Origin of the sequence: Streptomonospora arabica (genome assembly GCF_039531585.1) — a bacterium.
Taxonomy (GTDB): domain Bacteria; phylum Actinomycetota; class Actinomycetes; order Streptosporangiales; family Streptosporangiaceae; genus Streptomonospora; species Streptomonospora halophila.
In genome coordinates this window covers 569724-582711 of record NZ_BAAAQI010000001.1, presented here as the reverse complement: position 1 = coordinate 582711, position 12988 = coordinate 569724, and the positions used below count along the sequence as shown (strand labels likewise).

12 protein-coding genes are annotated in these 12988 nt (G+C 73.7%); 8 read left to right on the top strand and 4 right to left on the bottom strand.

The window, feature by feature from the left end; translation table 11 throughout:
- Positions 1 to 78 precede the first annotated feature (78 nt).
- The 4 genes from ABD284_RS02510 to leuA all read left to right on the top strand — a co-directional run bounded on the left by ABD284_RS02510 (position 79) and on the right by leuA (position 6161).
- Positions 79 to 966, top strand: coding sequence for a 2-hydroxy-3-oxopropionate reductase (locus ABD284_RS02510; protein WP_344140503.1), 888 nt, complete (start codon positions 79 to 81; stop codon positions 964 to 966).
- Positions 967 to 1099: 133 nt separating this feature from the next.
- Positions 1100 to 2821 carry a glyoxylate carboligase gene (gcl, locus tag ABD284_RS02505; RefSeq protein WP_344140501.1) on the top strand — a complete coding sequence of 574 codons (1722 nt, stop codon included), beginning with the start codon at positions 1100 to 1102 and terminating at the stop codon, positions 2819 to 2821.
- Positions 2822 to 2886: 65 nt separating this feature from the next.
- Positions 2887 to 4026: an allantoicase gene (gene alc / locus ABD284_RS02500; protein WP_344140499.1), complete on the top strand. Its 1140-nt coding sequence runs from the start codon at positions 2887 to 2889 to the stop codon at positions 4024 to 4026.
- A 413-nt stretch (positions 4027 to 4439) separates the two neighbouring features.
- Positions 4440 to 6161 (top strand): 2-isopropylmalate synthase, encoded by a 1722-nt coding sequence (leuA, locus tag ABD284_RS02495; RefSeq protein WP_344140497.1) that lies wholly within the window; start codon positions 4440 to 4442, stop codon positions 6159 to 6161.
- 81 nt (positions 6162 to 6242) lie between these two features.
- Here leuA and ABD284_RS02490 read toward each other — a convergent pair whose 3' ends face one another.
- A complete protein-coding gene (locus ABD284_RS02490; protein WP_344140495.1) occupies positions 6243 to 7043 on the bottom strand; it encodes a CAP domain-containing protein in 801 nt (266 codons plus the stop codon).
- A gap of 370 nt (positions 7044 to 7413) precedes the next feature.
- Between ABD284_RS02490 and recO the strand changes: the two genes are divergently transcribed.
- The 4 genes from recO to ABD284_RS02470 all read left to right on the top strand — a co-directional run bounded on the left by recO (position 7414) and on the right by ABD284_RS02470 (position 10776).
- Positions 7414 to 8145 (top strand): DNA repair protein RecO, encoded by a 732-nt coding sequence (gene recO, locus ABD284_RS02485; RefSeq protein WP_344140493.1) that lies wholly within the window; start codon positions 7414 to 7416, stop codon positions 8143 to 8145.
- Positions 8142 to 8999, top strand: coding sequence for an isoprenyl transferase (locus ABD284_RS02480; protein ID WP_344140491.1), 858 nt, complete (start codon positions 8142 to 8144; stop codon positions 8997 to 8999). Before recO ends, ABD284_RS02480 begins: the two co-directional genes overlap by 4 nt.
- Positions 8996 to 9853 (top strand): SGNH/GDSL hydrolase family protein, encoded by an 858-nt coding sequence (locus tag ABD284_RS02475; RefSeq protein WP_344140489.1) that lies wholly within the window; start codon positions 8996 to 8998, stop codon positions 9851 to 9853. The genes ABD284_RS02480 and ABD284_RS02475 overlap by 4 nt, the downstream gene beginning before the upstream one ends.
- Positions 9854 to 9960: 107 nt before the next feature.
- Positions 9961 to 10776, top strand: coding sequence for an SGNH/GDSL hydrolase family protein (locus ABD284_RS02470; protein ID WP_344140487.1), 816 nt, complete (start codon positions 9961 to 9963; stop codon positions 10774 to 10776).
- A 64-nt stretch (positions 10777 to 10840) separates the two neighbouring features.
- Here the strand turns inward: ABD284_RS02470 and ABD284_RS02465 are convergent, their stop codons facing one another.
- Genes ABD284_RS02465 through ABD284_RS02455 form a run of 3 tightly spaced genes read right to left on the bottom strand, consistent with a single transcriptional unit; the run spans position 10841 to position 12943 of the window.
- A complete protein-coding gene (locus ABD284_RS02465; protein ID WP_344140485.1) occupies positions 10841 to 11221 on the bottom strand; it encodes a Fur family transcriptional regulator in 381 nt (126 codons plus the stop codon).
- Positions 11218 to 12117, bottom strand: a complete 900-nt coding sequence (locus tag ABD284_RS02460) for a metal ABC transporter permease (protein ID WP_344140483.1) — start codon at positions 12115 to 12117, stop codon at positions 11218 to 11220. Before ABD284_RS02460 ends, ABD284_RS02465 begins: the two co-directional genes overlap by 4 nt.
- Positions 12110 to 12943 carry a metal ABC transporter ATP-binding protein gene (locus ABD284_RS02455; RefSeq protein ID WP_344140481.1) on the bottom strand — a complete coding sequence of 278 codons (834 nt, stop codon included), beginning with the start codon at positions 12941 to 12943 and terminating at the stop codon, positions 12110 to 12112. The genes ABD284_RS02460 and ABD284_RS02455 overlap by 8 nt, the downstream gene beginning before the upstream one ends.
- Positions 12944 to 12988: the final 45 nt, after the last annotated feature.

The window sequence follows — 12988 nt, the reverse complement described above, 5'->3', positions numbered from 1 at the left end:
CCGGGCCCAGTGCCCGAGCCGCCGCCGCGCCCCCTGCTCCCGCACCACCCCGACCGCCCTTGAAGGAGGGAACCCGCCATGTCCCAGACCCGCACGATCGCGTTCGTCGGGCTCGGCATCATGGGCCTGCCCATGGCCGCCAACCTGGTCTCCGCCGGCTTCGCCGTGCGCGGCTACGACCGCAGCCCCCAGCAGACCGACCGCTTCGCCGAGCAGGGCGGCAGGGCCGCATCCTCGCCCGCCGAGGCCGTGTCCGGCGCCGACGTCGTCATCACCATGGTCCCCGACTCGCCCGACGTCGAGGAGGCGATGTTCTCCACCGGCGGCGTGTTCGACAGCGCGGCGACCGGCGCCCTGGTGATCGACATGAGCACCATCCGCCCCGACACCGCGCGCACCGTCGCCGAAGAGGGCGCCAAGCGCGGCCTGCGCGTCCTCGACGCGCCGGTCAGCGGCGGCGAGGCCGGTGCGATCGAGGGCGTGCTGTCCATCATGGTCGGCGGGGACGCCGCCGACTTCGACGCCGCCGCCGACGTGTTCGCCCCGCTGGGCACCGCCGTGCTGGTGGGGCCCTCGGGCGCGGGCCAGACGGTCAAGGCCGCCAACCAGCTCATCGTCGCCGGCAACATCCAGCTGGTGGCCGAGGCCCTGGTGTTCCTGGAGGCCCACGGCGTCGAGACCGAAGCCGGCCTGCGCGTGCTCAACGGGGGCCTGGCCGGCAGCACCGTGCTTACCCGCAAGGGCGAGGCGATGCGCCACCGCCGATTCGAGCCCGGGTTCCGCATCGCGCTGCACGACAAGGACATGGGCATCGTCACCGCCGCCGCCCGCGAAGCGGGCGTGCCCATTCCGATGGGGGCGCTGGTGGCGCAGTTCATCGGCGCGCTCAAGGCGCAGGGCCACGGCGGCCTCGACCACTCGGCGCTGCTCAAGCTGGTCGACCAGCTCGCCGCCGAGCAGAAGTAGATCCGGTGGCCGCCGGCGGAGGGCGGCGTCTGCTCCGCGGTGCGACCGCGGAGGGGCGCCCCGGGTGTTGGCCGCACCCGGCGTTCCGCCGGCGGCCCCTGAAACCCCACTAGCACCGAAGGGTTCAGCGAACATGGTACAGATGCCCGCGATGAACGCCGTTGTCGAGGTCCTCAAGTCCGAGGGCGTCGACACCGCGTTCGGCTGCCCGGGAGCAGCGGTCCTCCCCCTCTACAAGGCCCTTGAGGAGGTGGGCGGGATCGAGCACCTGACCGTCCGCCACGAAGAGGGCGCCACCCACATGGCCGACGGCTGGGCGCGCACCAACGGCGGCGTCGGAGTGGCCATCGGCACCTCCGGCCCCGCCGGAACCAACATGATCACCGGCCTCTACACCGCGATGGCCGACTCCATCCCGATCGTCTGCATCACCGGGCAGAACGTCTCGACCAAGCTGCACCAGGAGGCCTTCCAAGCGGTCGACATCGTCGACATCGCCGCTCCGGTGACCAAGTGGGCCGTCCAGCTCAAGGAGGCCGGCCAGGCGCCGTGGATCTTCCGCGAGGCCTTCCGGATCGCCCGCGAAGGGCGGCCCGGGCCGGTGCTGGTCGACCTGCCCCTGGACATCGCGCAGCAGGTCGTCGAGTACGACCCCGCCATCGACGCCCCCCTGGCGATCCACCCCGTCCTGCCGCACCCGCCGCGCGTCGAGCGGGCGCTGGACATGCTCCTGGAGGCCGAGCGGCCGCTGATCCTGGCGGGGGGCGGCGTGGTCATCTCCGAGGCCGCCGACGCGCTGCGCGAGGTCGCCGAGTACCTGAACATCCCGGTGCAGACCACGCTGATGGGCAAGGGCGCGTTCGACGAGGACAGTCCGCTCTTCGCCGGCATGACCGGCATCCAGACCTCCCAGCGCTACGGCAACGCCTCCTTCCTGGAGTCGGACCTGGTGCTGGCCGTGGGAGCCCGCTTCGGCGACCGCCACACCGGCAAGCTCGACGTCTACCGCGGCGACCGGCGGTTCATCCACGTCGACATCGAGCCCACCCAGCTGGGCAGGGTGTTCGAGCCCGACCTGGGCGTGGTCTCCGACGCCGCCCTGTTCCTCAAGGCGCTGGCCGAACGCGCCTCCCGGCGCGGGCCCGCGCGCGAGCCGGGCCCGTGGGTGGCGCGCGTCAACAGCCTCAAGTCCGAGCTGGGCCGCCGCGAGGACTTCGACTCGGCCCCGATCAAGGCGCCGCGGGTCTACAAGGAGATCAACGAGGCCTTCGGCCCCGAGACCTACTTCGTCACCGCGATCGGGCTGTACCAGATCTGGGGAGGCCAGCACCAGAAGGCCCACCTGCCCCGCCACTACCAGGTCTGCGGCCAGGCGGGCCCGCTGGGCTGGGAGATCCCCGCGGCCATCGGCGTCAAGAAGGCGCTCAAGCGCACCGACCCGGACGCCGAGGTGGTGGGCGTGGTCGGCGACTACAGCTTCCAGTACACGGTGGAGGAGCTGGCGGTCGCCGCCCAGTACGACGTGCCGTTCGTGCTCATCATGCTCAACAACGAGTACCTGGGGCTGATCCGCCAGGCCGAGGTCCCCTACGGCATGAACTACCAGGTCGACATCCACTACGACGACTACGGCACCGACAACGTCAAGATCATGGAGGCCTACGGCTGCACCGGGCGCAGGGTCACCGAGCCCGGCGACCTCCGCGGCGCCCTCGACTGGGCGCGCAAGGAGGCCCAGCGCACCTCGCGCCCGGTGCTCGTGGAGGTCATGATCGAACGAGAGGCCAACACGCCGCACGGGCCGGCCATCGACGCCGTCAAGGAGTTCGAGCCGCTGCCCGGAGCCACCGCCTGAGCCGGCGGTGCGGTGCCGGGCGGGGCGGACCGGCACCGCACCGTCTCACGAGGAGGTGACCGCCAGTGGGCGCCCCGGACTTCCGGCGCCTGCCCGACCTCGCCCTGCGCAGCCGGGGCGGGGCCGTCGTGCACGCCAGTGACGAGTCGTTCGCCGAGCGCGAGAACCTGATCAAGCCGGAGCCGCCGGGGTTCGACCCCGCAGCCTTCGGCCATAAGGGCAAGGTCTACGACGGCTGGGAGACCCGGCGCCGCCGCGGCCCCGGCCACGACCACGCGGTCGTGCGCCTGGCCGCACCCGGGATCGTGCACGGCGTGGTCGTCGACACCGCCCACTTCACCGGCAACCATCCTCCCGAGGTTTCGGTGGAGGCCGCAGGCCTGGAGGGCCACCCCGACACCGGCGCGCTGCTCGCGGCCGAGTGGAGGACCCTGGTGGCCCGCACCGCGGTCGCCGCCGGCACCGCCAACGCCCTCGCCGTCGACGACCCGCATCGCTACACCCACGTGCGGCTGAGCATCTACCCGGACGGCGGCGTGGCGCGGCTGCGGGTGCACGGCGAGGTGGTCGCCGACCCGCGGCTGCTGGTCGCCGGTGCGCAGGACCTGGCGGCACTGGTCACCGGTGGGCGCGTGCTGGCCTGCAGCAACGACTACTACGGCGCCCCCGAGAACGCCATCGCGCCGGGCTCGGCCCGCACCATGGGCGAGGGCTGGGAGAACGCGCGGCGCCGCGGTCCGGGAAACGACTTCCTGGAAATCGCCCTGGCGGCCGCCGGAGAGCCGCGGCTGCTGGAGGTGGACACCTCCTACTTCCTGCACAACGCCCCGGCCGAGGCCGCCGTCAGCGGCGCCGAGGAGGCCGAGGGGCCGGGGGAGTGGTTCCCGCTGCTGGAGCGGACCCCGCTGCGGCCCGACACGCCGCACCGCTTCGTCGTGGCGGCGCCGCGCCCGGCCGCACGGCTTCGGCTGGACGTCTACCCCGACGGCGGCATCGCCAGGTTCCGCGCGCTGGGCCCGCTCACCGCAGCGGGGCGGGCGGCGCTGTGGGTGCGCTGGCTCAACACGCTGCCCGCGGCCCAGGCGCGCGAGGCGCTGGCAGAGCTGGGCCTGACGCGGCGGCAGGCCGCCGAGCTGCTGGAGCGGCGGCCGGTGGAGACCGCCGCCGAGCTGCCCGAACCGCTGGCCGCGGTGATCCGCGGCTGAGGCGGGCGCCGCGCGGCGCCGGCGGGCCCGGCGCGCGAGCGCGCACCGGGCCCGCCGGCTCCGCCGGTTTTCCGCCGCAGGTGCGGCGGCCCCGGGTCGATGCCGTTCCCGGCAACATCGGTGTGTTCGGCCCGGGTCCGGCCCTTCTCCGCCGTGCCGCGCCGGGCCCGGCGCCGGTGCGCCCCGCCCCCTGTGCCTCACGGCCGCGGCCGGTTCTGCTACGGTGGCAGACACTATGCTGCGCGAGCTGCTCCTCCTTAGCGGCCGCGGCGGGGGTCGGTAGCAAGGTCGGCTCCCTCGCCGCGGGGCTTCGGCGTGTTCTGAGTCGGCCGCTAGACCGTGAGCTTCCGCCCGCCCCCTCCTGTTTCCGGAGGGAGACGCCGGGCGTCGCAGATTCCCAAGGAGCCTTTCCCATGGTGCCGCAGCAGCAACCCAGTGGTATGCCCGTCCACCGCTACCGCCCCTTTCCGGCCGTCGACCTGCCCGACCGCACGTGGCCGTCGAAGACCATCACCTCCGCGCCGCGCTGGCTGTCCACCGACCTGCGCGACGGCAACCAGGCGCTGATCGAGCCGATGGACCCCCAGCGCAAGCACGAGATCTTCGCGCTGCTGGTCCGCATGGGCTACAAGGAGATCGAGGTCGGCTTCCCGGCCGCCAGCCAGACCGACTTCGACTTCGTACGCAGCCTGGTCGAGAACGACCTGATCCCCGACGACGTGCAGATCTCGGTGCTGACCCAGGCCCGCCCGGACCTGATCGAGCGCACCGTGCAGAGCCTGGTCGGCGCCAAGCGCTCCACCGTGCACCTGTACAACGCGACCGCTCCGGAGTTCCGCCGGGTCGTCTTCGGCGTCGACCGCGAGGCCTGCAAGGCGATCGCCGTCGACGGCACCCGCGCGGTCGTGGACTGCATCGAGCGCTACCTGGGCGAGTCCGAGTACGTCGGCTACGAGTACTCGCCGGAGATCTTCATCGACACCGAGCTGGACTTCGCCCTGGAGGTCTGCGAGGCCGTCATGGACGTGTGGCGGCCCGGACCCGGCCGCGAGATCATCCTGAACCTGCCGGCCACCGTCGAGCGCGCCACGCCCAACGTCTACGCCGACCAGATCGAGTGGATGAGCCGCAACCTGTCGCGCCGCGAGTACGTGTGCCTGTCGGTGCACCCGCACAACGACCGCGGCACCGGCATCGCCTCGGCCGAGCTGGGGGTGATGGCCGGCGCCGACCGCGTCGAGGGCTGCCTGTACGGCCACGGCGAGCGGACCGGCAACGTCGACCTGGTCACCCTGGGCATGAACCTGTTCAGCCAGGGCGTCGACCCGATGATCGACTTCTCCGACATCGACACCGTGCGGCGCATCGTCGAGCACTGCACGCAGATGCCCGTCGCGCCGCGCCACCCCTACGGCGGCGACCTGGTCTACACCGCCTTCTCCGGCTCGCACCAGGACGCCATCAAGAAGGGCCTGACCGCGCTGGAGGAGGACGCCGCCGCCGCGGGCACCCCCGTGGCCGAGTACCCCTGGGGCGTGCCCTACCTGCCCATCGACCCCAAGGACGTCGGCCGCAACTACGAGGCCGTCATCCGCGTCAACAGCCAGTCCGGCAAGGGCGGGGTCTCCTACATCCTGCACCGCGACCACGCCCTGGACGTGCCGCGCCGCATGCAGATCGAGTTCTCGCACAAGGTCCAGGAGTTCACCGACGCCGAGGGCGGGGAGTTCGACGGCGAGCGGATCTGGGAGATCTTCACCCAGACCTACCTGAACGACGACGGCCCCGTGGGTGTGCTGGCGCACCGCTCGGAGACGGCCGAGGACGGCGGCTACCGCATCAGCGCCGACGTCCGGGCGCACGGGGAGATCCGCGAGATCGCCGGCGCCGGCCAGGGGCCGATCTCGGCGTTCTGCGACGCACTGACCGACGTCGACGTCAAGGTGCGGGTGCTGGACTATGTCGAGCACTCCCTGGACGTGGGCAGCGACGCCCGCGCGGCCGCCTACGTCGAGACCGAGATCGACGGGCGCACCGTGTGGGGAGTGGGGATCCACCACAACATCACCACGGCCTCGCTGAAGGCCGTCTGCAGCGCCATCGGGCGCGCGCAGGCCGAGGCGGCGGCCGAGTAGCCGCGGCCCGGCCGGGTGCCGGCAAGCGGCGGCGCCGACACGTCCGTGCCGGCGCCGCCGCTTCGCCGTGTGCGGCCGGCCTCAGCCTCGGCCGAAGTTCTGCGCCCACTTGGTGTCGGTCTCGCCGACCCCCACCTCGGTGTTGTCGCAGTTGAGGATGTTGGCTCGGTGGCCGGGGCTGTCCATCCAGCCCTCCATCACCGACTCGGCGGAGGTGTAGCCCGCCGCGACGTTCTCGCCGGACCAGGAGCCGTAGCCGGCGTCCTCGGCGCGCTCGGCGGGCCCTTCGCCGTCGGGGTTCTCGTGGGCCATGTAGTCGCGCTCGGCCATGTCCCGGCTGTGGGCCTCCGATGCGGCGGTCAACCGGGGGTCCACCTGCAGCGGTCCGCATCCGGCCTCGGCACGCCTGTCGTTGGCGATGGACACCACCTGCTGGGCCAGCGTCGACGGCTGGGAGCCGCCGTCGGGGGAGCCCGATCCGGATCCGGAACCGCCTCCGGAGCCGCCGTCCTGCGACCCGTCGCCGGACTCGGAGCCGTCCTGCTCGTCGTCGGGCCGCTGGGAGGGGGCCAGCGTGGCACCGCCCTCGATCACCGCGTCGGGCTCCGGCTCGCCCGTTCCGGCATCGCCGTGGTCCTCGGGTGCGGCTTCCTGGCCGCCCTGGCCGCCCTGGCCGCCCTGGCCGTTCTGCCCGTCCTGCGGTGCGCCGCCGCTCTGCCGGTCGTCGAAGAAGTCGTCGGGGGCCGGAGGCAGCGCTTCGTCGGCGCCCGGCGCGGGCGCCGCACCGGCCTGGGTCCCCTGGGTGAGGGGGTTCTCCGACGGCGGCCCGGCCGCCAGGACCATCGCCGCCGCAAGGCCGAGTCCCGCGGGGACCGCGACCAAGGCGGCGACGAGCGGCCGCCGGAACCCGCGCCTGCCCCGCGCCCCCTCGGGCCTTCGCGGAGAGGACCGCTCCCGGTCCCTGCGTCCGCTCCTCCTCCGCTGTCCGCGCCGTCCTCGTGTCATCGCGTCGCGCCCCATTCGCTAGGAATTGGTCGTTACTTGCGCGTGATCGTAGAGCAAATTGAGACATATGGGGAACGCCGGACGTGGTTTGCGTGGTTTGTCGCATCCGGATGCGGGGAGGGGGCGCGGATTCAGCGGCGCGCGCGCGTGCGCCGCGCGGGAGGGCCCGCCCCGCCCGGAGCGGTCCGCGGCCGGCGCGTCCCGCCGGACGTGCGCGGCGGGGGCCGGGATCCGCGACAATGGGGGAGTGAGCCTTTACCGTGACGAGGGAGTCGTCCTCCGCACCCAGAAGCTGGGCGAGGCCGACCGCATCGTCACACTGCTGACCCGGCGCACCGGGCTGGTCCGCGCGGTGGGCAAGGGGGTGCGCCGCACCAAGTCGCGGTTCGGCGCCCGCCTGGAGCCCTTCAGCCACGTCGACGTGCAGCTCTACACCGGCCGCACACTCGACGTCATCACCCAGGCCGAGACCGTGCGCGCCTACGGTGAGGCCGTCGTGGGCGACTACTCGCGCTATACCGCGGCCACCGCCATGCTGGAGACCGCCGAGAAGATCGTGGTGGTCGAGAAGGACCCGGCGCTGCGCCAGTTCCTGCTGCTGATCGGCGCGCTGCGTACCCTCGGCGAGGGCACCCACGACTCCCGCATGGTGCTGGACGCCTATCTGCTGCGCTCGCTGGCGGTGGCCGGGTACGCGCCCGCCCTGCAGGAGTGCGCCCAGTGCGGCACGCGCGGGCAGCACCGCGCCTTCGCCGTGCACGCCGGAGGCTCGGTGTGCTCGGTGTGCCGCCCCCACGGCGCCACCCACCCCGCTGCACCGACCCTCCAGCTGATGCTGGCGCTGCTCGGCGGCGACTGGCCCGCGGCCGACGCCAGCGAGGAGCGCCACCGCAACGAGTGCAGCGGGCTGGTGGCCGCCTACCTCCAGTGGCACCTGGAGAACGGAATCCGATCGCTGCGTCTTGTGGAGCGCTCTTGAGCCTGTTCAACACCTCGTCCACCGCCCGCTCCTACCGGCCGCCCAACCCGCATCCCAGCGGAGCGCGGCCGCCGCGGCTGCCCAAGGAACTGATCCCGCGCCACGTGGCGATCGTCATGGACGGCAACGGGCGCTGGGCCAAGGACCGCGGCCTGGCCCGCACCGAGGGCCACCGGGCGGGGGAGAGCTCGCTGTTCGACGTGGTCGAGGGCGCTCTGGAGCTGGGCGTGGACTGCGTGTCGGCCTACGCCTTCTCCACCGAGAACTGGAAGCGCTCGCCGGACGAGGTGCGCTTCCTCATGGGCTTCAACCGCGAGGTGATCCGCCGCCGCCGCGACGAGCTGCACGCCATGGGTGTGCGGGTCCGCTGGGCCGGGCGGCGCGGGCGGCTGTGGAAGAGCGTCATCTCCGAACTGGAGGACGCCGAGGAGACGACCAGGGACAACACCGCGCTGACCCTGCAGTTCTGCGTCAACTACGGCGGGCGCGCCGAGATCGCCGACGCCGCGGCGGCCATCGCCCGAAAGGCCGCGGCCGGGCGCCTCAACCCCGACCGGATCAACGAGGCCACGGTGGCCGAGCACCTCGACGAGCCGGAGCTGCCCGACGTCGACCTGTTCCTGCGCTCCTCCGGCGAGCAGCGCACCTCCAACTTCCTGCTGTGGCAGTCGGCCTACGCCGAGATGGTCTTCCTGGACACCCTGTGGCCCGACTTCGACCGGCGGCACCTCTGGCACGCCTGCGAGATCTACGCCAGCCGCGACCGGCGCTACGGCGGCGCCGTGCCCAACCCGGTCGAACCCGGCCCCGCGGACGGCACGGTGAGCGGGCGCGACCCCGGGGAGGCGCGGTGAGCCCCCTGGACCCGGACCGCCGCACGCTGGACCTCGTGGCTCTGGGCGACAGCTTCACCGAAGGTGTGGGCGATCCCTACCCGCCCGAGGACGCCGGCGCCGCGGTCCGCTACCGCGGCTGGGCCGACCGCTTCGCCGAGCACCTGGCCGCGCGCGTGCCGGAGCTGCGTTACGCCAACCTGGCCGTGCGCGGCAAGCTGATGCGCCAGATCGTCGAGGACCAGCTGCCCCGCGCCGTCGAGCTGGCCCCCGATCTGGTCACCCTCTCCGCCGGCGGCAACGACCTGCTGCGGCCCGGCGGCGACCCCGACCGGCTCGCCCGCGTGCTGGAGGGCGCGGTGCGCCGGCTGCGTGCTACCGGAGCCGACGTCGTGCTGTTCACCGGCGTCAACTTCAGCGCCGGGTTCATGCGCCTGCGCATCGGCACGTTCGCCCGCTACTACCTGAACATCCGCGCCATCGCCGACCGCCACGGCTGCTACCTGGTGGACCAGTGGTCGATGGACGCGCTGACCGACCCGCGCGCCTGGGACGCCGACCGGCTGCACATGTCGCCCGAGGGCCACCGCCGGCTTGCGGCGAAGGTCGCGGAGGCCGTCGGCGCGCCCGTCGGGGGCGGCCACGAGGCGTGGCCGCCCGCGCCGCCGCCGGACCGCCGCGCCGCGCGCCGCGCCGACGTGCGGTGGGCCCGCGAGCACCTCGTGCCGTGGCTGGGGCGGCGGCTGACCGGGCGCTCCTCCGGCGACGGCGTCACCGCCAAGCGCCCCGAGCTGGAGCCCCTCCCCGCAACGGGGCGCGCCGGGGCGCCACAGGGCGAAGGTGGCGGCCGCGAGAGGGCCGACCGCGCGGGATAGGCGCCTGGCAGCGGGTTTCGGGGGTGGCGTGAGAGTCGTTACAGATCCCGCACACCCTCGAACCTACTGTCGCGTAACCCGAGGTCGGCGATGCATCATCGAACACTATGAGCGGGTATTCGAACGGGCGCGACATCGTCTCCTACGTCGCGCTGGGCGACAGTTTCACCGAGGGCATGGACGACCCGTACCCGGGGCCTGAGGGAACCGGCGAGGTGCGCTACCGCGGCTGGGCCGACCGGCTCGCCGAGCACCTCGCCGCCACCTGCGGCGAGGTCCGCTACGCCAACCTCGCCGTTCGCGGCAGGCTCATCCGCCCCATCGTCGAGCACCAGGTCCCGCGCGCCGTCGAGCTGCGCCCGGACCTGGTGACCCTGTGCGCCGGGGGCAACGACATCATCCGCCCCGGCGCCGACCCCGACCTGACCGCGCGGATCTTCGAGGCCGCTGTGCGCCGGCTGGCCGCCACCGGAGCCCGCGTCGTCGTCTTCACCGGCATGGACACCGCGTTCCAGCCGGTCATGCGCCACCTGCGCGGCAAGATCGCCACGTACAACATGCACCTGCGCGCGATCGCCGACCACTACGGCTGCGACGTGGTGGACCTGTGGAGCATGCGGGTGCTGCAGGACCACCGCGCCTGGAGCGAGGACCGGCTGCACCTCTCGCCCGAGGGCCACCGCCGCATCGCGCTGCGGGTCTGCGAGATTCTCGACGCCTCGCCGCCGGAGGACTGGCGCGCTCCGTGGCCCGCCGAGGACCCGCGCCCGTGGCGCGCGGCCCGCCAGGAGGACCTGCTGTGGGCGCGGGAGTACCTCGTGCCCTGGATCGGCCGGCGGCTGGCCGGGCGCTCCTCCGGCGACGGGCGCGCGGCCAAGCGGCCCGCGCTGGTACCGCTGCAGCCGGCGCGGCGGGGAGGCTGACGCAGGCGCCGCACCCGCGCGGCGGGGGCCGGCGGGAGCCGCGCCGCGCGCGGCCGCCGGCGTTTCAGTCGGCGGCGGCGCACGCCGCGCAGGTGCCGAACACCTCGACGGTGTGCGTGATGTCGGTGAAGCCGTGCTGGGCGCCTACCGTGTCGGCCCAGCGCTCCACCTGCGGCCCCTCGACCTCCACGGCCTTGCCGCACGTGCGGCAGACCAGATGGTGGTGGTGGGTGTCGGTGATGCAGGCGCGGTAGACGGCCTCGCCGTCGCCGGTGCGCAGGACGTCGATCTCGCCGGAGTCGCTCAGGGCCTGCAGCGCCCGGTAGACGGTGGTCAGTCCGATCTTCGAGCCCTCCGAGCGCAGGTCCGCGTAGAGGTCCTGGGCGCTGCGGAACCCGGTGCTCTCGTTGAGGGCCTGGCGTACGGTCTCGCGTCGTGTGCTCATGGTGCTACGCCCCCCTGCTCGGTCTGGGGAATCGTACCGGGAGCGGGAGCGCCCTCGCCGCCGCGGGTGCGGCGGGCGGAGCCCCGCACGCCGCGCACCAGGTAGCCGACCGCCACCGCCGCCGCGAAGACGGCCAGGGTCAGCAGGACGATCGCCGCACCCGGCGCCACATCGGCGTAGTAGGCCGTGGAGAGCCCGCCCAGCGCCGAGACGACGCCGATGGCCACGGCCAGCGCCAGGGTGATCCGGAAACTGCGGCTGAGCTGCTGGGCGGCGGCCACCGGCACGACCATCAGCGCGCTGACCAGCAGCACGCCCACCACCCGCATGGACAGCACGACGGTCAGGGCGGCGGTGACGGCGACGATCAGGCTCAGCAGGCGCACCGGCAGCCCGTGGGCGCGGGCGACCTCCTCGTCCTGGCAGAGCACGAACAGCTCGCGGCCGAAGTAGCCCACGGTGCCCAGCACCAGCGCCGCCAGCACCGCGACCATCGCGATGTCGCCGCCGCTGACCGTGCTGACGGAGCCGAACAGGTAGGAGGTCAGCGTGGCGGTGGTGGTCCCCGGCGCCAGCCCGATCAGCAGCACGCCGCCGGCGATGCCGCCGTAGAACAGCAGCGCCAGGGCGATGTCGCCGCTGGTGCGCGCCCGTACCCGCACCAGCTCGATCAGCACGGCGCCCAGCGCGGCGACGATCGCCGCGGTGAGCACCGGCGAGGTGCTGGTGAGGAAGCCCAGCGCCACACCGGTCAGCGCCACGTGCCCGATGCCGTCGCCCAGCAGCGCCAGCCGGCGCTGCACGAGGAACGTGCCGATGACCGGCGCGACCATGCCCACCAGTACGGCGGCCATGAGCGCGCGCCGCATGAAGTCGAGCTGGAGCATCTCAGCCACGGCGCGGAACCCCGATGTCGGGCAGCGCCGCCGAGGCGTGCTCGGGGTCGGCGTGCGGGTGGACGTGGTCGTGACCGGGCCGGGCGCACTCGCCTTCGGGCCGGGGCGGCGCGCCGTCGTGGGCCACGTGTCCGCCGGAGAGGACCACGCTGCGTCCGATCAGCGGCTCCAGCGGGCCCGGCTCGTGCAGTACCAGGACGACGGTGGCGCCCTGCGCGCCCAGGCGCGTGACCGTGCGGGCGAGCGCGCGCTGGCTGGCGGCGTCGACGCCGGCCATCGGCTCGTCCATGAAGAAGGTGTCGGGCCGCGCGGCCAGGGCGCGGGCGATCAGCACCCGCTGCTGCTGGCCGCCGGAGAGCTCGTGCACGGAGTCGCGGGCGCGGTCGGCGAGGTCGACCGCCTCCAGCGCCTCGTCGACCGCCGCTCGCTCGTCGGGGGTCGCGCGGTGCAGCCGGCGCCGCCGGGCCACCTGCCCGGACGTCACGACCTCGCGCACCGTGGCGGGAACGCCGCCGCCCGCCGAGAGGCGCTGGGGGACGTAGCCGATCCGGCCCCAGTCGCGGAAGCCGCGCAGCGGCGCGCCGTGCAGTTCGACCCGGCCGGCGGAGAGCGGGACCAGCCCGAGCATCGCGCGCATCAGCGTGGACTTTCCCGAGCCGTTGGGGCCCAGGATCGCCAGGGTCTGGCCGGCGGGGACCTCCAGGCTCACCCCGTCGAGGACGGTCGCGCGGTCGTAGGCGACGGCGGCGTCGACCACGCGGACCGCCGGGGCAGGGCCGTCGGACGCGCGGCCGTGCGCGGGCGCACCGGTGGTAAGTGTGGACACTCGACAAGTATGGAGAAAACGAAAACGATTGTCAAAATTGCGGGA

Coding starts and splice junctions, on each gene's coding strand:
- ABD284_RS02510 (WP_344140503.1), top strand. CDS start 79: ATGTCCCAGACCCGCACGATCGCGTTCGTCGGGCTCGGCATCATGGGC.
- gcl (WP_344140501.1), top strand. CDS start 1,100: ATGGTACAGATGCCCGCGATGAACGCCGTTGTCGAGGTCCTCAAGTCC.
- leuA (WP_344140497.1), top strand. CDS start 4,440: ATGGTGCCGCAGCAGCAACCCAGTGGTATGCCCGTCCACCGCTACCGC.
- ABD284_RS02470 (WP_344140487.1), top strand. CDS start 9,961: ATGAGCGGGTATTCGAACGGGCGCGACATCGTCTCCTACGTCGCGCTG.
- ABD284_RS02465 (WP_344140485.1), bottom strand. CDS start 11,221: ATGAGCACACGACGCGAGACCGTACGCCAGGCCCTCAACGAGAGCACC.